Genomic DNA, 15110 nt, shown 5'->3' on the forward strand with positions numbered 1-15110 from the left:
AAACGACAGGCGGGCGATCTACCCCCCACCAGCCTCCGATTTTTTTGCAGGCTCGCCTGTGAGACGAATGCTGCCATCGGGGCCCGGCTCGAGGCGGAGGTCGAACATCGCGGCGAGGCTGTCGGCAAGCGCGGCCTGCTCGCCTGCGCGGAAGGAGCCGGTGACGTGCAGGCCGACAATGGCCGGGTCGGCAACGACCAGCGGGGTCCGGCTGTAGCGGTTGGCTTCGGCCGCCACGGCGACCAGCGGCGTCCCATCGAAGCTCAGCATCCCGCTTGTCCAGGCCGTGCCGGCAGCCGGGCCGATCGAAGGCGTTGCCGCCCCGGCGCCGGGAAGGCTGACCTGTTGCCCGGGCCGAAGCCGGACCGGGCGCGCGAGCTGTCCAGGGGAGCGCCCCGCCACTTCCACGTCGCCCTCGATCAGTGCGACCTGGACCTGGCCGCGCTCGGCACGAACGTCGAAGACCGTGCCGCGGTCGAGAATGACGAGGTCGCCGACGGTCACCATGAACCGGCGGGGATCAGCGGCGACGTCGAACCGTGCCCGCCCGCGGTGGAGAACAATCTCGCGGCTGGAGCCGTCGAACCGGACGGCGATGCGGCTGTCGGTGTCCAGCGTTACCCGGGTCCCGTCGGAAAGGGTCAGCGCGCGCAGTTCGCCGACAGCGCTGGCCAGCCGGGTCGCGGTTGCAACCGGTTCCGTCAGGCGCATCGCGAAGGCGGCGACCAGCGCAATCGATGCGGCGGCGCCGAGTGCCAGGGTCGTCCGGCCATGGGGCAATCGCCACCATGGCGGTCGCAGCGGGTTGGTATTGACGAGGGCGCTGTCGGAGAGGACATGGCTGGCTGCCCAGTGGCGCTCGAGCCTTGCCATCGCTGCTGCATGGGCGGGGTGCGCATCGCGCCAACGCGCATAGGCCGGCCGGTGAAGGTCGGCATCCGGCCCCTCGAGCCGGGCTAGCCAATCGGCAGCTTCGCGTCGAAGCCGCGCCTCGTCAGTCATGGCCGAGCCGGTCCATTTCTCGAGAGAGGATCTGGAGAGCCCGTCCCATCTGCTTTTCCACGGCCTTGATGCTCATGCCGCCGGCCCCGGCGATTTCGGCATAGCTCATGCCGTGGACGCGGCGAGCGATAAAGATGGACCGGGTGCGCGGCGGCATGGCGGCCACGGCCTGTTCCACCTGGCGAAGCGTGTCGCGTGCCTCTATCTGGCGTTCGAGGTCGATGCCATGCGCATCGGCATCCTCGAGCGGCACGTGCAGCGCGGCCGAGCGGCGTCGATCGCGCTTGGCGTGGTCGAGGCCGATGTGCCGCGCGATGCGGCGCAGATAGCCGACCGGCTGTTCGGCGGCGAGTTGCCGGAGCCGCTCCGGGCCGAGCGCGAGCAGCCGGACAAAGGCGTCATGGACGAGATCGCTTCGATCCTGGTGCGAAGATCCGGGAGACGGCACGCGGCCGAGGCGCGCGGCCTCGCTTGCATAGAGGGTCTCGACCAGCTGGAACTCGTCATCCGCCGGGCGCACGCGCCGGGTGCCGCCGCGGTCGATCATGCCGACCCCCGGCAGCGCGCCAGGATGGCCCGCACGCGCGACAATGCCGTGAGCAGGAAATACCTCCAGCGCGAGGCAAACCGGCCCTGCCGGCGATCGGGTCACGCGCGATGGGACATGGCCGGCGTTTTTAGCCGCGCCAGCGGCCTGGACATCTACGCCAGCGGCCCGGAACGCCATGCCGCCCCGGCCCAAAGGTCCCAAGCGAGGTCCTCAAGCCTCGGCGCAGCCCGAGGGTTGCGCAAGGCCAAGACTATCCCCCTGAATTCATTTTGCAAGCAGGGCCAGACGGACCCCAACCGGCTTGCATTGCAGCCCGGCATCGGGGAAGATTCGAACACAATGCGAACGGACCTCGACCATCTTCCGGACCGGAAACGCCGCGACCTGCACCGCGCGGTGCAGGTGCTGTTCGCAGAGTTCGAGGACGCCACGCGACTGGCAACGCAGAAGTGGAAGAAGCAGGGCAGGATCCTCAAGGTCATCCTCTATGGGAGCCATGCGCGGGGCGACTGGGTGGACGATCCGGTCGGCGGATATGTCTCGGACTATGACCTGCTGGTGGTGGTCAGCGACGAGCGGTTGACCGATACGCTCGAATATTGGGCAAAAGCAGACGATCACCTGACCCGGGAAGTCACGATCGCGCAGGCGATCGGCGCACCGGTCAACTTCATCGTCCACAGCCTTGCCGATGTGAACGACCAGCTCGCAAGGGGTAGGCCATTCTTCGTCGATATCGCGAACCAGGGCATCGCCCTGTACGAAGCCGACGGCCACCCGTTGGATGCGCCCCGGCCCCTGACGCCAGAGGCCGTCAGGCAAGAGGCCCAGGCTCATTTCGATCAGTGGTTTTCAAGTGCAGCGGGCTTTTTGGACACCGCTCGATATTCGATCAGCAAAGCTAGGCATAATGAAGCCGCGTTTCTGCTTCATCAAGCAGCAGAGCGGTTTTATCATACCACGCTACTCGTGCATTCGCTGTACAGCCCAAAATCTCACAAGCTGAATTTCCTCCGCTCGCAAGCTGAAAACGCTGCCCCCAACCTGATCACAATTTGGCCCCGGGATACAAAATTCGCGCAACGCTGCTTTGAGCTCTTGCGGCAGGCCTATGTCAACGCGCGCTATTCGAAGCACTACCGGATCAGCGTCGAGGAGCTCGAATGGATCAGTGAGAGGATCGAGGCACTATCGGTCGTCGTCGAACAGGTTTGCCGCGATCGAATTGTCGGTACCGACTGATTGATGCCTATCTAAGAACAAGCGTCCGTTGTTCGGCCGTGAGTTGATGGTCCGGTTCTCGATGACGCACGTGAGATAGCTGCCATACCCTAGGGCAACGCAGCAGAGACGGCTCGCGACCCTACCCGGCCGTTCAGCGCCGCCATAGCGTTCGCGTTTTTTCGCAATGGGCATCGCCGGCAGGCGAATGATCTGCTTCACCTGCCGGTAATATGAATTCCATAGCCCTCACGCCGGTCATGATGATCAGCATCGACACGTGTCTCACCTTAGAGCTAGTCTAGGGATGCGACCAGCTCGGCGGTGCTGATTCAAGCTCGGCGGTGAGACGTGGCTTTGTAAGCCGTCCAGCAATTTAGCTCGGATTCACGAGTCAGGGGCGGCCGCCGATCGATCTTGGACGAGGCCGGCCAGCGGACTTTCAGAAGGTTGGTCGACCGCGCTACGTCGATCTGAATGAAGTCAGAAGCGTGGGGTGTAGCGGCGCACCAGGTCGTCGTCCTCTTCGGCTTCGCTCTCCTCGACACTGTCCATGAACAGCAGCGCCGTCTGGAAGCCGTTGGCCTGGTTGAGGATCTGCATGCGCAAGTCGGACTGCCGCGCCAATGTGGGCTTAAGCCAGTCCGAAGCCCTGACGTCCTGCCAGGCGCGAGCATTGTCGGCGTCGCGACATTCGCTGGGGGCCTGATCCCCGCTACGGATCGCGAGGTCTGGAAAGTAACGCGAGGTGCGGCTGTATCGGATGCGGCCGTCCTTCAGGAAAACGAAGGCACACGCCTCGCCGGTTAGCTCGGCGTAACGGCTGCCCGCAGCCTCCTGGCTCACGTCATATGTGGCGCTGAGGATGCGGAGATGGTCGATGTCAGGGCTACCGAAGGAGTGGACCTGATCGACGAACCAGGGCTTGGGCATGAGCAGGCCAGCGGCGAACCGGTTCGCTTGGGCCTCTTCCTTCTGATGCGAGGTTTCGCGCCTGCTCTCCAAGAGATCCCGCGTCGTGCAGCGCTTGTCGCCGCGATGTGCCGGAATCAGGTAATGTCCTAGTTCATGCGAGACGGTGAAGCGTCGGCGGGCCCGCGAGAGCCCGGCGGCGGCGAGGATGATGCCTTTCGTCTTCTCCATGTCTGTCTGGAGCGCGCCGACGAACCCGTCCGCCTCGAGATCGACGAAGTCGATGATGCCGACGGTGCGCGCGAACGTCTCGATGTCCACGGGTGGCCGCCATTCGGGATGGTGCTGAAGAATGACAGCGAGGAGTCGCTCTGGGGATCCGCAGTCGGCGAGATCCATAAGAAGCTCCTCGTTGACGGTCACTTCCCTTTCAGCCTTTCGGCAATCGACCGCAATGCATCCCAGTCCCGGTCGGACAGACCATCGAAATCGCGGAAGAACTGGAGTGCCGCAGGATCCTCGCCCTGTTCCCCTTCGTCGCTGGTGAGAAAGGCGATCGTTACCGAGAAATGCTCGGCGAGCTTACGAACCAATTCGATGCCGGGGTTGCGGCTCTTGCCCGTCTCGAGTTCCCAGATGTGGGCCTTCGACACGCCCACGCCGTCGGCAACCTGCTGGAGCGACTGACGGGCCCGCGTCCGCAGGTCCTTCAGCTTTACGGCTAATGACAAATCGTTTCCTCCTCGGCGCGTCGCTCCGTCAACTTAATCTTACGCTTCGTTCGCACCCGTTTACAAGCGTCTTTCCGTTCACTATATCTTACGAATCGTCAGAAAGGGCTTATGATGGCCAACGAGTCGAAGGACGGAGCAGTGAAAGGCGGAAGCCTTCCCCGCCGGATTCTGGCCATCGACGGTGGCGGACTGAAGGGGGCGATGCCCGCGGCGTTCCTCGCCGAACTGGAGCAGCGCACTGGCATGAGGGTGGTCGACCAATTCGACCTCATCGCCGGAACGTCGACCGGTGGAATCATTGCGATTGGCTTGGCGATGGGTATCAGCGCCGACGAAATCTCCCGCTTCTACGAAGAGCGCGGTCCCGGAATCTTCGATCAGGCGCCTGCGCAAGGCCGGTTCGGCGCGCTGGTGGATCGGCTGCGCGGCATCGCCCGCACCCTCCGGCACATCGGAACGGCCAAGTACGGTGCAGGGGAACTCCGGCGCGCGCTGGAGGATGTGCTCGGCTCCCGGCTCATCGGCGATAGCCTGACGCGCCTCGTAGTGCCGGCCTACGATTCCATTCATGGCGGACCCTACGTGTTCAAGACCGCGCACCATCCTCGGTTCAAGGTCGACTACACTGCGCTTGCGGTCGACGCGGCCCTCGCCACCGCGGCGGCGCCCTCCTACCTCCCGGCACACAGCTTCGACGGCGCGTCGCATCTGCTGGATGGCGGCATCTGGGCCAACAATCCGATGGGGACCGCGGCGCTTGAGGCCGCGTCCGTACTGCAGTGGCCGATGGCGGAAGTGCGTATGCTCTCCCTAGGCTGCACCGACAGCGTGCATCCGGTAAAGCAGGTCGTCGGCATGAAGAACGTGAAGTGGCTGCTGGAGCTGATGTTCCAGGGCCAGGACAGGCTGAGCCAGGCGACCGCCAAGCTGCTGCTCGGGCATCCGCATTCCAACCCTCACCTGCACCGCATCAATCCGACGGTCGAGCCGGGTTTCACGTCGCTCGACGACGCCTCGAAGATCGCCACGCTCATGCGGATGGGACGCGCCAGCGCGCGCGCCCATCTGCCGGTCATCGAAGATTGCTTCTTCATCGGCACCCGGGAGCCGTTCGTCCCGTTCCACACCGTAGCGGAGACCTGAGATGCTGCATTCCAATCCCGTCGACCGATACTATGACGACCTGCTCGCAGACGTGGCGCGCAAGATCCAGCTCACCGCAACGGCCTATGGCGAGGCCGTTGCCCACTTCGATGCCGTCAGCTGGTATCTCGATCAGCATGAGGGCGGTCTGCCGGAGTATCACCCGGTCATCTATCCTCAGGGATCGTTCCGCATGGGCTCGACGATCTCCGCGCACGACGACCGAGAGGATTACGACATCGACCTGCTGCTGGAGTTGGCGCTCGATCCCGCGACCTCACCCGAGGCGGCACTCCTACTGGTCGTGCGCTCGCTTGAGGCGGGCAAGGGGCGCCTGAAGTTCTCGACGCTGGAGGTCAAGAAGCGCTGCGTCACGCTCGGCTATGCGAACATGCACCTCGACGTCACGCCGGCGGTGCTGGTTCCGTGGCGCGACCCGCGCGTCGTCTCCATCTTCGATCGCCATCCCGAGCGACCGGACCACCCGCTTGCGAACCCGGAAGGCTTCGCGCGCTGGTTCGACGCCAAGGTGCGGCCCAACAGCCCTATCGAGATGCGCAGCGTCACGCCGAGCCGCTCGACCCTGGCGCATGTCGTGCCGGTGCCGGAGCAGAAGCCGGCGGAGCACAAGACCGACCGCCTGCTGGCGATCCAGCTGCTGAAGCGCTTCCGCGACATCCGCTGCGACCGCGGGGACTATGATCGCTGCCCGTCCGTCTTGCTGTCGCGTATCGCGGCCGAGGCGCCCCAGCGGCCCGGCCTTGTCGCCGATCTGCGCTCGGCGGCGGCTCATCTGGCGCGCGAGGTGGTCGCCACGCCTCTGTACGTCACCAATCCCGCCTGCCCCGAGGACGTGCTGTCCGATCGCTGGCCGAAGCGTGAAGGGTCGAATATCCTGTTCGCCCGCGACCTTGGCGTGTTGGTCGAGCGCCTTGATGAACTGGTGCGTGCCGACGGGACGCAGGTGCGCAAGTTGGACATCCTGAAGGACCTGTTCGGCGAGCACGCAGCCCTCGACGGCTTCCGCAAGGCTGTGGAGCGCGCCAGCAACCAGAGCCGCGCTGGCACCTTCTCCGCGGCGAAGAACGGTGCGGTTAGCTTCGGCGCGGCGGTTCCGGCGAGCAGCGTAGCAGCACCGCAGCACCGCTTCTTCGGCGACCCTGAGCGGTGAGCCCTGTCGGCGAGCAGGTCGGGTGGGAGGCGCCGCTGTGCGTTCCGGGCACCGGGCGGTGGCGCGCCCAAGTCGCCTGGAATCTCGCCGCGATGCAGGTCGAGGCTATGCGTGCCCATTTTCCCTCTCTCCGCCTGATCGTAAACCAGGCCGGCATCTCGATTTGGGAGGGTGAGCTCCAGCCTCTTTCTTCACCCTACACGATCCGCGTCATCGACCAGCGCGGCGTGGACGACGGCGAGATCATCATGCCGTACAGGCCCCCCGTCGTGCGGGTACGGGCGCCGCAATTGTCGCGGCGATCCAGCGAACCGCATCGGATGGTGCCACACCTGTACGGGCCGCACGATGATCCGCTCGGCGCGCACCTGTGCTTGTACTACCCCGACGGCACGGAATGGACGCGGCAGAGCCTGCTTGCCGAAACCATCCTGCCATGGACAGCCGAGTGGCTGTTCTTTTACGAGATGTGGCATGTCACCGGCACGTGGGGCGGCGCTGAGGCCCCTCACACGCCCCTTGACCCGCCCCCCGCGCCAGCTGCGGTCGCATCCCGCCTCTCTTGCCGGCCGCTGCGCATGATCGATGCCCACTGCATGCGAAGCATGTCGTACATGCTGATGAAGCAGGTCCACCGCACTATACGGGAAGACGCCCAATCCCGGGCCGCGTGAAGCAGGTGACCGAGGTGGACGCTCGCGCGCTGGGTACGGCAGCTTGCGCCGCTCCTCGAGATCAACGGGCGCGTAGCTTTCTGATCGGCTGAAGCGAAGATGTTGCGCCTCCACACCCTTCGGGCACCGATCGCGCAGTCAATCAATGTCGGCTCGGGCAAGCGCCGGACGTCGGCTTCTGGCCAGACTGCCGTTCAACACGCCGCCACGGAACAGCCGAAAAGTCCCGATGTCGGTCGTCCAATCGAGGTGCAACGAACGGCAGCTTTCAGGATCAACCAGGCGGGTCCGAAATGACCGGGATTGGGGCGCAAAGCGGTCGCTAGGCAGGTTTCCAACATGTCCCCAGAACTAGTGTTAACTGATCAGCAGCGTGGCGATGCGCGCAACCTGCCTGACAGATCGAAAAATCAGCGACCTAGGCATCTGCAGCCTCATCTTTGCCGACTGAAAGGGAGCATCCATTATGGAGGCGATGAACTGATTGCCTTGCGGATATTCCCACTAGAATGGCCCGATGGAAGGACAGCCAAGCTCGCCGTCGGAAGTGCGCAAGCGACTCAACCTGCTTATTCGCGACTGCGACCGTGCGGGCTTCACGCAAACCGCAATCCACCTCGACCTCGCAAGGCATCATCTGCCCGGCTCCAGATGGTTAAAGCGGGCTAGGCCGATGCCGGACGCCGAGTCATGATGACACCATGCCATGGTCTTCCCCGGATCCTGATTCGCAGTCGCCGATTGCGCTGCTGACGGCTCGGGAACGGAACTGCCTCGAACTCGTCGGCGAAGGGTTCCGGTCGAAGGAGATCGCCGTCCGCCTCGGCATCTCTCACCATACGGTCGACCAGCACCTCAAGGCAGCGGTCCGAAAGCTGGGAGCCACCAGCAGGCAGGATGCTGCAAGGCTGCTTCGTGTCGCGCTCCCTCCCCAATCCTTGGGGAGCCAAGCACCGGATGTCGCCAGCGCCTCATGGCCTCCCACAGACTGGCTGGGCGAACCAAGCGGGACACCAGCCCTGCAGCTTGCGGTCGAGGAGCCGCCCCCCGGGCGCTTCCAGCCCGGCGACGCTGCGGGATCGGTGTTCCCCGCCCGAGCACAGGGGAAGCGAAATGACCTGACGATCCGGACCACGTTGCTGCTGATCGTCACCCTGATCGCCGCGTTGCTGATCGGCTTCGGGGTCTTGATGACCGGCATCCAGGCGCTTGTCTCGATGAGGGCCTCATTCTGAACCGCGCCGTTCGCCCATCCGGCGAGCGAGACATTCATCATTCGGGAAAAAGGGAGCGCGCTCATGCGCAAGGAACGTGTTGCTGCTGCCACGGCGATTGCCGATCAATTATTTCCGCTGGAGGCGTCGATCGACACCGCGATCGCCTATAATGCCGGGCTGATCCGCTCCATCGTGGAGGGACGCATGGCTGCCGGCGTGGCGGTCCATTTCGGTCAGGATGCAATCGACAAGGCGGCCGAGACGATCCTCAGCCTGTCTTCCGCGCGCCGCGCTGCGATCGCGACCCACGACGAGCTGGCGCAGGTGAAGACGAGCATGGGCTTGTCCAACTTCTCGTTCGGCGATGTTCGCCCCAAGCCGGCGCCGCCGAGCGGCGAGACCGAGCGGCGCATCCGGGCGGTCGCCTGACGCATGAGCGGGCGTTGACTGCGGCCGGTTATCTTGGTCCGGTCAACGCTATGCTCAACATCTATCTCTTCTTTGCCTTCATGACGCTGTGCTGCGGCTATGCTTTGTGGCACGGCGGCGCACCGGAGCGGGCGGCTGCCTGCATTGCGCTGGCGGGCGCGATCGGCAGCCTTGTCGCAGCCTTGCTGTTCCCGTCCGAAGGCATGCGCATCTATTTCGGAGAGATCGCATGGACGCTGGTCATCGACCTGGCGATGCTGATTGCCTGGGTCGTCCTGGCTGTATGGTCCACACGCTATTGGCCGATCCTCGTCGCGGCCTGCCAGGGTATGCTGGTCGCATCGAGCTTGGCGGTGGCCGCGATGCTGATCCACCCATGGGCCTATTGGGTGCTCCAGATGATGTGGAGCTATCCAATTCCCCTGCTCATCGCGCTGGGTGCCCTTCGGCACCGGAGACGATTGCGCAGCGCAGGGACCGACATCAGCTGGAAGCCCTTCTTGCGCTGGTGAACCCGGCCGAAGCGGCGCAGCTGAGTGCGTTGATGATCGCGGCGCATGGCAATCTGGTCCAGGTGATCGAGGAGGCGGATGGCGAGCATTGGCCCGCCTGGTCGATCGACCTGATCGCCGGCATCCGGACGATCGTGCAAGACTGCGCGCGTGCCCGGCTGTTCAGCGGCGAACCGATCAAGGACCCGGCGGCGCTCAACGCCTATCTCATGACGGAACTGGCAGGGCGCCCGCAGGAAGAGGCCTGGGGCATCTTCCTCGACAGCGACCTGCGTCCCGTGAAGCAAAGCTGCTTCGCCGTCGGTCATTTCCGGAGTGCGCCGATCGAGCCGAGGCAGGTCATCCGCGCCGGTCTGATCGCGAATGCCGCCGGGCTCATCCTTGTGCATAACCATCCCGGCGGGAACCAGCATTTCTCGATGTCGGACATTGCGATCACCCGCCTGCTGATGGACTGCCTGAACTCGGTCGGGATCGTCCTGCACGAGCATATCCTCGTGACCCGGGCGGGGACCTGTTCGCTGCGGCAAAGCAATCCGGAACTCTGGCCATCCTGACCGATCTGACAGGACCGTGCCCGGCGGCGGAAGACGGAGCCCCGCGACAGGTCCTGGGTTCGGTGCGGCTGGAAACGCGGCAACCAGCGGCGAATTCGGTTGCGCGCAGCTGGATATGACGCCTGGCGCTTCACGAACAGTGGGTTGCGAGACCATAGAGGGGGTGCATGGCTGCAGCTACAGCGGCCCAGCGGTGGGATGCTGCGAATCCAGGCTGACGTTCACTTCGCCCGAGTAGCAGCGCTACGGCACGCCAAGCCACGCTGCGCCCGCCGCGCCTCGCTGCATCGTCGACAAAGGCGTTGCGCGCGTTAGTCAAACGGCGATGGCGGGATCATTCGCAGCCCACGCCATCGCCGTCCCGGTCCAGGTGGCGGCCATATCCAGGATCGCCGGCTCGGACGGGCGCGGCCCCTGCGGCGCGGGCAGCCGCACAATTTGCGAAGGCCTGCGGGCGCGATCGGGTAGGGTTGGGTGCAATGCCGGCAGCACCCGCCAGCCGGGTGGAACCCGGTCCCGGCCCGCGATGGCAATGATAGCCCGTTCCGCCCTTCCGGTCATGATGGCAGCCATGCTTGTCGAGGCCGCCGCCATGGGCATCGGCACGGTTGGGCATGCCTCCCCCCAGCACCGAAGCAACAAGCAGAAGCGCGACGATGGCCCGCATCAGAGACGGGCGGATTCCGCAAGCGCCCTGAATCGGCCTACATCCTTGTCGAAATAATGGATCTTGGGTGCATCGAAGGTCATCATGTAGAGCCTGCCGCCGATGATCGCGGCGCGCGCCTCGCCAAGCCGGGTGAGCATGTCGTCATCGACATAGCGGTAGCTGAACGCGATGCCTTCCTGGCCGAGGAACCGGGCCGGCTGCGTGTCGGTAACCTCGAAGCTGCCAATCTGCTTGTAGGTCCGATAGGTGCCCTCGAGCAGTTCGGGGACTTCGACCAGCAGGGTGGTCGAAGTGAACTTGGGCAAGGGGCCCCGCTTTTTGTTCCGCTCCTTCACGAGCGGCGCACCTGAACCGATGCCGCCAAAGAAGGTGATGTCGTTCAGCTGTTCGCCGTCGAGCGTCCAAGTCTCGGCATTCTTGCCCGGCTTGTGGTCGAGACGGTTCCAGTCATGGTCGGGCGTCACGGTGAGAGCGGAGCCGGCGACCTGCACGCTAAGGCCCTTCTCGCGAAGCTTGTGGGCATTCGCCGTTCCGCCGAGCGAAGCGGCGAGCAGCAGTGCGGCCGCCGCAAGTGCGCGAAGGATCATCTCGATCATTGCCGGGGTTCTCCAGGCACCAGGAGGCGGATCATCTTCGCGTCCTGGGCATCGGGCTTGAGAGAAAGATAGGTTCGAAGCGCAGCCTGGCCTTCGGATGGACGTCCGGTCTTGATCAACGACAGGCCAAGGCCGCGGTGCGCTTCCGCGTGGGCCGGATCAAGCGCAATGGCACTGGTGTAGAACTCGGCGGCATTGACGAGATCGCGCTGGTGTCCCCGTGTCCGGTAAAGCTCGCCGCGGGCAAACCAGAGCGTTGCCGTCCAGCCATTCTCGGCGAGCTGGCCGATGACATATTCGCTCGCACCAAAATCGTTGAGCTTGATCTGGTCATCCAGGAATATGGGCAGCCATTGCTGCAAGGCCGCTCGGTAACGGTCGGCACCCTCGTCGCGCGTTGCCGCTTCGGGATCTGCCAGTGCTTCGAGATAGGCGGCGCGCTCGGCATGGGGTGGATGCGAGGCCGTAAAGGCAATCGCGTTGAAATTGGGCTTTCTGAGACCGCGTACGCGAGCCGAGGCCTCGGCTTCGCCCATGACGTTGCGCCAGACAGCTGTCGCCGCATGGGGTCGAAGCTTGCTTGCATTGAGGTAGCCGAGCCCGAGCAGGTCCGCCTCGCGTTCCTGGTCGCGGTTGTAACGGAACAGGTTGCCGTAAACGGAGAGTTCCAGATCGCGATAGGTCCGGGCGGTGTCATAGCTCGGCGCCATGCTCGCCAGCAGCGCGCTCCAGGCCAGCACGTCGGAGCCTGACCGTGCCGCCTTGAACTTCTTGACGCCATGTCGCTGCTCGAAATGCCCGAATTCATGGCCGAGGATCGCGGCCAGCTCGGCTTCGCTTCGCATGCGGAGCAGCAGTCCACTGAACACCCGCATGGTCCCGTTCGGTGACATGGTCGCATTGAAGGTTGGCTCGCGCAGGATGTAGACGCGCGTTGCGCCGCAGCGGTCCGCGCCAACGGCTGAACAGAGGACGCCGCGCACATAGCTCGCTAACGCCTCGTCCCGGATGATCAACGACGAGGCGGCCAGCTGGCGTTCGCTTTCATCATCCTCGCGCCAGAACCCGGTCTCGTCGGTGCCGACGGGCTGGTAGGCTCCCGCATAGGGCGGCGGCGCGGGTGCGCGTTGAGCCGCGCCTGGCGATGATGCGCTCGCGACCAGCAGGGCAGCAAGAAAGCGAAAGCCTGCAGAGCGCATGGTCATTCCTTCTCGATCTGGCTGCCGGGCAGCCCCTCGAGCAGCTGGCGAACCCGCTTCTGCGACCCTTCCGGTTCCCGGACATCGCCGCCCATCGCCGCGTCTGCGTTGAGCCAGAGCAGGTCCCCGGTCTTGAGGTCCACCAAGGCGGCATAGCCGACATGCTCCCCCGATTTTACCGGGATACCGGGACCGAGCGCAGCGAGGACCTGGAGAACCTTGCGACCGGTGGAGCCGTAGGCGTCCTTGTTGTAGATGAAGAGCGCGTAATCGGCATCCTGGGCGCCGGGCAGGTCGGCAACGCCCGGACCGAGCGACCATTCGAAGATCTCGGCCTTGTTGTCCTTCTTCTTCGTGGGCAGCCGGTTTCCGACGAAGAACTGATATTCGATGACGGCGCGGGATACCGCCGCAAACAGCGCCATGTGCTCCTGCAGCCTCTGGGCATCCTCGCCATAGGCCTCGGGCGCGACAATGACGGTATTGCCGAGCTTCGCATGCATCGCCTCGAGCGAATCCTGGATATTGCGCTTGGCGCTCTCGGTCCATTCTGCGTTCGGCTCGAACAGGCCGGCAGTCGATTGTGCGCCGACACTGACCGCAGGCCGATATACCAGGATACGCTTGCCGCTCTGTGCTGGCAGTTCGAAGCCCTGCCTGACCGCTGAGCGCTCCTGAGCGCTTGCCGGCGAGCCAAGCGCTACTGTCACGGCAAGCGCAAGCGCGTGCCAAGCCAATCTAGACTTCATGCTATCCCCCTCGCCACCGAACAATCAGCAGCGTGCAACCTACTAAATCACGTTGGTATCGAACCACAAGTGGCTAGGCGAAGCGGGACACAAGTTTTCTGTAATCCGCCGGGTTGAATTTCCGGCCTTCTATCTTGGTGTCATGCGACCGCTACATAATCCGCTGCTTTAGAAATGAAGCAGCGACTCGATATGGCCGAGGGGAAAGAACCATTTTGGCTTTAATCCAATTACGGCTGGGTCAGCTAAAGGGCGGACGGCTGGTCTCGTCTGCTCCGATAGATTGATTCAGCACCAAGCAATGACTCAATTTAGACTTTTGTCATTGCCCGCTTGCCTTGTTCAGCAATCCGGCCCACGCCAGTAGCGAGCCCATCGCAGCACCGTGCCGGATACCAGCATCGCGCAGGACAGGTCGCCGTGCCGTGGCGACCGGCAGCGGGCAGCCGTTCTGCCGCCGCCAGCGCTGCCATAGGACCGGCATTGAAGCGCCGGCCCTATGATCAGCGCATGGCCTTCGCGGGAGACGCCGACCTGGCGGCCGAGCAGTCCGGCCAGTGCGGTGCGCGCGGCGGTGGCGGAGGCGACCGGGCAGGGATGGCCCTTGCGGCAGGAGCCATTTGCCTCGCGAGCCGCAATGCCATTAAGCCTGACCCTCGGGCCTTCGCTGCACCAGATCGGGCCGTCGCCATCCCAGAGACGGACTGGCGTACAAGTGAATGCGGTACCGGACGGCAATGCGGAAAGGGCAAGGGCCAGCAGCATGCCCATCAGAACAAGGCCTTCAGCAAGCCCACCAGACCCGCGATGAATGCGCCGGCGACGAGGATCGCCATCACGCCATGTTCGATGGAGACAGCCAGTTCCCGAAAGCGTTCGTTACGATCGTCATAGTCCATGTCGCGTTCGTGACATAGCGCGGGCATGTAGGACAGCCCCGTCGAGAGCATTTGCCGATGTGCAGCCATTACCGATCAAATCCCCCAAGGCGATGCCGGTTATCCTTGCGGGAGAGGATTATGCGCTGTGGTTCGAAGCGGAGTGGTCGGGAGCACGAACGCCAACGCAGCCTTTGCCCGCCCAGTTGATGACATTGACCACCGACTGACCGCCATCCCGCTACTATGTGCTGATATCGCGCTCGGCGCTATGGGAGATGCGGCTTCAGCCCCGCCAGCGGCTAAGCGCTCGCTTCCATTCTCGTTCATCGGGCCAGGGCAGGTTGATCGTGGCGCGTGCCCGGTCCTGAATGTCGATACGCGCTCCGCGACGGCCGCACCGGGTGCAGCGCAGCCGGGTCTCGAGCGATCCGAACCCGTCGTGCCATCGCTTGCGCTGGAACAGCCACCAAAGCTGATGCGGATCGAATATCGCCTGATGTCCGCAGGCAGGACAGGTCGCCGCGATCGATCGATGCCATGCGGCTGCCTCGAACAGGCTGGTTGGTTGCTTAAGGCCATTGACGATTCGCGCCATGGCAAAGGTGTCCAACAGCATGCAGCATGTAGGAAAGCGTTTGGATTGACCGGACTGTTGCCCGGATCCAGCGCTGTCCCGCAAGCGAGCCAGGCTCGATACGGAGAGGGTCGGATCAGGCTGGAACCAGTGGACGGCGGCACTGCACCGGGCCTTGAGGCACGCTTGAACGTGAGCCGACGCCTTTAGTCGCAAAGCGACCTGGACATGCGCGCCGACGACCCGGCTGTTGAAGCAATCGAACGCTCTGCCCGAACAACCTATCCAGCCGGGGCGCCGGGGGTTTGGCTTGATGCAT

19 protein-coding genes are annotated in these 15110 nt (G+C 64.2%); 8 read left to right on the forward strand and 11 right to left on the reverse strand.

The features are described from left to right. Positions 1-18: 18 nt before the first annotated feature. Together ACPVPU_RS01685 and ACPVPU_RS01690 are read right to left on the reverse strand one after the other, a co-directional pair. A complete protein-coding gene (locus ACPVPU_RS01685) occupies positions 19-1002 on the reverse strand; it encodes a FecR family protein (protein WP_448659193.1) in 984 nt (327 codons plus the stop codon). Further along, positions 995-1549: an RNA polymerase sigma factor gene (locus ACPVPU_RS01690; protein WP_448659194.1), complete on the reverse strand. Its 555-nt coding sequence runs from the start codon at positions 1547-1549 to the stop codon at positions 995-997. The genes ACPVPU_RS01685 and ACPVPU_RS01690 overlap by 8 nt, the downstream gene beginning before the upstream one ends. A gap of 24 nt (positions 1550-1573) precedes the next feature. Between ACPVPU_RS01690 and ACPVPU_RS01695 the strand changes: the two genes are divergently transcribed. Further along, on the forward strand, positions 1574-2794 hold the full coding sequence (locus tag ACPVPU_RS01695) for a HEPN domain-containing protein (RefSeq protein ID WP_448659195.1): 1221 nt from the start codon (positions 1574-1576) through the stop codon (positions 2792-2794). Between the two features lie 462 nt (positions 2795-3256). On the opposite strand, the gene ACPVPU_RS01700 is transcribed toward ACPVPU_RS01695, so the two are convergent. Together ACPVPU_RS01700 and ACPVPU_RS01705 are read right to left on the reverse strand one after the other, a co-directional pair. After that, a complete protein-coding gene (locus ACPVPU_RS01700) occupies positions 3257-4084 on the reverse strand; it encodes an ImmA/IrrE family metallo-endopeptidase (RefSeq protein ID WP_448659196.1) in 828 nt (275 codons plus the stop codon). A gap of 20 nt (positions 4085-4104) precedes the next feature. Continuing rightward, the gene (locus ACPVPU_RS01705; protein WP_448659197.1) at positions 4105-4416 is read right to left on the reverse strand and encodes a helix-turn-helix domain-containing protein; all 312 of its coding nucleotides are present in this window, start codon (positions 4414-4416) and stop codon (positions 4105-4107) included. Positions 4417-4527: 111 nt separating this feature from the next. Between ACPVPU_RS01705 and ACPVPU_RS01710 the strand changes: the two genes are divergently transcribed. The 7 genes from ACPVPU_RS01710 to ACPVPU_RS01740 all read left to right on the forward strand — a co-directional run bounded on the left by ACPVPU_RS01710 (position 4528) and on the right by ACPVPU_RS01740 (position 10122). Then, entirely contained in the window at positions 4528-5562 is a 1035-nt protein-coding gene (locus tag ACPVPU_RS01710) for a CBASS cGAMP-activated phospholipase (protein WP_448659198.1), read from the forward strand. Between the two features lies 1 nt (position 5563). Further along, positions 5564-6733 carry a cyclic GMP-AMP synthase DncV-like nucleotidyltransferase gene (locus ACPVPU_RS01715; RefSeq protein WP_448659199.1) on the forward strand — a complete coding sequence of 390 codons (1170 nt, stop codon included), beginning with the start codon at positions 5564-5566 and terminating at the stop codon, positions 6731-6733. Further along, positions 6730-7407 carry a hypothetical protein gene (locus tag ACPVPU_RS01720; protein ID WP_448659200.1) on the forward strand — a complete coding sequence of 226 codons (678 nt, stop codon included), beginning with the start codon at positions 6730-6732 and terminating at the stop codon, positions 7405-7407. Before ACPVPU_RS01715 ends, ACPVPU_RS01720 begins: the two co-directional genes overlap by 4 nt. A 701-nt stretch (positions 7408-8108) precedes the next feature. Then, positions 8109-8642 carry a helix-turn-helix domain-containing protein gene (locus tag ACPVPU_RS01725; RefSeq protein ID WP_448659201.1) on the forward strand — a complete coding sequence of 178 codons (534 nt, stop codon included), beginning with the start codon at positions 8109-8111 and terminating at the stop codon, positions 8640-8642. Between the two features lie 63 nt (positions 8643-8705). Then, on the forward strand, positions 8706-9053 hold the full coding sequence (locus tag ACPVPU_RS01730; protein WP_448659202.1) for a hypothetical protein: 348 nt from the start codon (positions 8706-8708) through the stop codon (positions 9051-9053). A gap of 14 nt (positions 9054-9067) precedes the next feature. Further along, positions 9068-9565: a hypothetical protein gene (locus ACPVPU_RS01735; protein ID WP_448659203.1), complete on the forward strand. Its 498-nt coding sequence runs from the start codon at positions 9068-9070 to the stop codon at positions 9563-9565. Between the two features lie 62 nt (positions 9566-9627). Then, positions 9628-10122 carry a JAB domain-containing protein gene (locus ACPVPU_RS01740; protein WP_448659204.1) on the forward strand — a complete coding sequence of 165 codons (495 nt, stop codon included), beginning with the start codon at positions 9628-9630 and terminating at the stop codon, positions 10120-10122. 334 nt (positions 10123-10456) lie between these two features. On the opposite strand, the gene ACPVPU_RS01745 is transcribed toward ACPVPU_RS01740, so the two are convergent. The 7 genes from ACPVPU_RS01745 to ACPVPU_RS01775 all read right to left on the reverse strand — a co-directional run bounded on the left by ACPVPU_RS01745 (position 10457) and on the right by ACPVPU_RS01775 (position 14833). Next, complete coding sequence (locus tag ACPVPU_RS01745; RefSeq protein WP_448659205.1) at positions 10457-10789, reverse strand: excalibur calcium-binding domain-containing protein; 333 nt, start codon at positions 10787-10789, stop codon at positions 10457-10459. Continuing rightward, a complete protein-coding gene (locus ACPVPU_RS01750) occupies positions 10789-11388 on the reverse strand; it encodes a hypothetical protein (protein WP_448659207.1) in 600 nt (199 codons plus the stop codon). Before ACPVPU_RS01750 ends, ACPVPU_RS01745 begins: the two co-directional genes overlap by 1 nt. After that, the gene (locus ACPVPU_RS01755) at positions 11385-12593 is read right to left on the reverse strand and encodes a M48 family metalloprotease (RefSeq protein ID WP_448659208.1); all 1209 of its coding nucleotides are present in this window, start codon (positions 12591-12593) and stop codon (positions 11385-11387) included. The genes ACPVPU_RS01750 and ACPVPU_RS01755 overlap by 4 nt, the downstream gene beginning before the upstream one ends. After that, the gene (locus tag ACPVPU_RS01760) at positions 12590-13336 is read right to left on the reverse strand and encodes a hypothetical protein (protein WP_448660575.1); all 747 of its coding nucleotides are present in this window, start codon (positions 13334-13336) and stop codon (positions 12590-12592) included. The genes ACPVPU_RS01755 and ACPVPU_RS01760 overlap by 4 nt, the downstream gene beginning before the upstream one ends. Before the next feature lie 342 nt (positions 13337-13678). Beyond that, positions 13679-14101: a hypothetical protein gene (locus tag ACPVPU_RS01765; protein ID WP_448660576.1), complete on the reverse strand. Its 423-nt coding sequence runs from the start codon at positions 14099-14101 to the stop codon at positions 13679-13681. A 5-nt stretch (positions 14102-14106) separates the two neighbouring features. Further along, complete coding sequence (locus ACPVPU_RS01770; protein ID WP_448659209.1) at positions 14107-14304, reverse strand: hypothetical protein; 198 nt, start codon at positions 14302-14304, stop codon at positions 14107-14109. 196 nt (positions 14305-14500) lie between these two features. After that, complete coding sequence (locus tag ACPVPU_RS01775; RefSeq protein ID WP_448659210.1) at positions 14501-14833, reverse strand: hypothetical protein; 333 nt, start codon at positions 14831-14833, stop codon at positions 14501-14503. Between the last annotated feature and the right edge of the window lie 277 nt (positions 14834-15110).

It is taken from the genome of Sphingomonas paludis, assembly GCF_053502515.1.

Excerpts from the sequence above, each read along its gene's own strand:
- ACPVPU_RS01765 (WP_448660576.1), bottom strand. The coding sequence starts at position 14,101 with ATGCTGCTGGCCCTTGCCCTTTCCGCATTGCCGTCCGGTACCGCATTC.
- ACPVPU_RS01750 (WP_448659207.1), bottom strand. The coding sequence starts at position 11,388 with ATGATCGAGATGATCCTTCGCGCACTTGCGGCGGCCGCACTGCTGCTC.
- ACPVPU_RS01755 (WP_448659208.1), bottom strand. The coding sequence starts at position 12,593 with ATGACCATGCGCTCTGCAGGCTTTCGCTTTCTTGCTGCCCTGCTGGTC.
- ACPVPU_RS01730 (WP_448659202.1), top strand. The coding sequence starts at position 8,706 with ATGCGCAAGGAACGTGTTGCTGCTGCCACGGCGATTGCCGATCAATTA.
- ACPVPU_RS01700 (WP_448659196.1), bottom strand. The coding sequence starts at position 4,084 with ATGGATCTCGCCGACTGCGGATCCCCAGAGCGACTCCTCGCTGTCATT.
- ACPVPU_RS01770 (WP_448659209.1), bottom strand. The coding sequence starts at position 14,304 with ATGGCTGCACATCGGCAAATGCTCTCGACGGGGCTGTCCTACATGCCC.
- ACPVPU_RS01725 (WP_448659201.1), top strand. The coding sequence starts at position 8,109 with ATGCCATGGTCTTCCCCGGATCCTGATTCGCAGTCGCCGATTGCGCTG.
- ACPVPU_RS01690 (WP_448659194.1), bottom strand. The coding sequence starts at position 1,549 with ATGATCGACCGCGGCGGCACCCGGCGCGTGCGCCCGGCGGATGACGAG.
- ACPVPU_RS01710 (WP_448659198.1), top strand. The coding sequence starts at position 4,528 with ATGATGGCCAACGAGTCGAAGGACGGAGCAGTGAAAGGCGGAAGCCTT.
- ACPVPU_RS01745 (WP_448659205.1), bottom strand. The coding sequence starts at position 10,789 with ATGCGGGCCATCGTCGCGCTTCTGCTTGTTGCTTCGGTGCTGGGGGGA.
- ACPVPU_RS01715 (WP_448659199.1), top strand. The coding sequence starts at position 5,564 with ATGCTGCATTCCAATCCCGTCGACCGATACTATGACGACCTGCTCGCA.
- ACPVPU_RS01760 (WP_448660575.1), bottom strand. The coding sequence starts at position 13,336 with ATGAAGTCTAGATTGGCTTGGCACGCGCTTGCGCTTGCCGTGACAGTA.
- ACPVPU_RS01685 (WP_448659193.1), bottom strand. The coding sequence starts at position 1,002 with ATGACTGACGAGGCGCGGCTTCGACGCGAAGCTGCCGATTGGCTAGCC.
- ACPVPU_RS01695 (WP_448659195.1), top strand. The coding sequence starts at position 1,574 with ATGGCCCGCACGCGCGACAATGCCGTGAGCAGGAAATACCTCCAGCGC.
- ACPVPU_RS01775 (WP_448659210.1), bottom strand. The coding sequence starts at position 14,833 with ATGCTGTTGGACACCTTTGCCATGGCGCGAATCGTCAATGGCCTTAAG.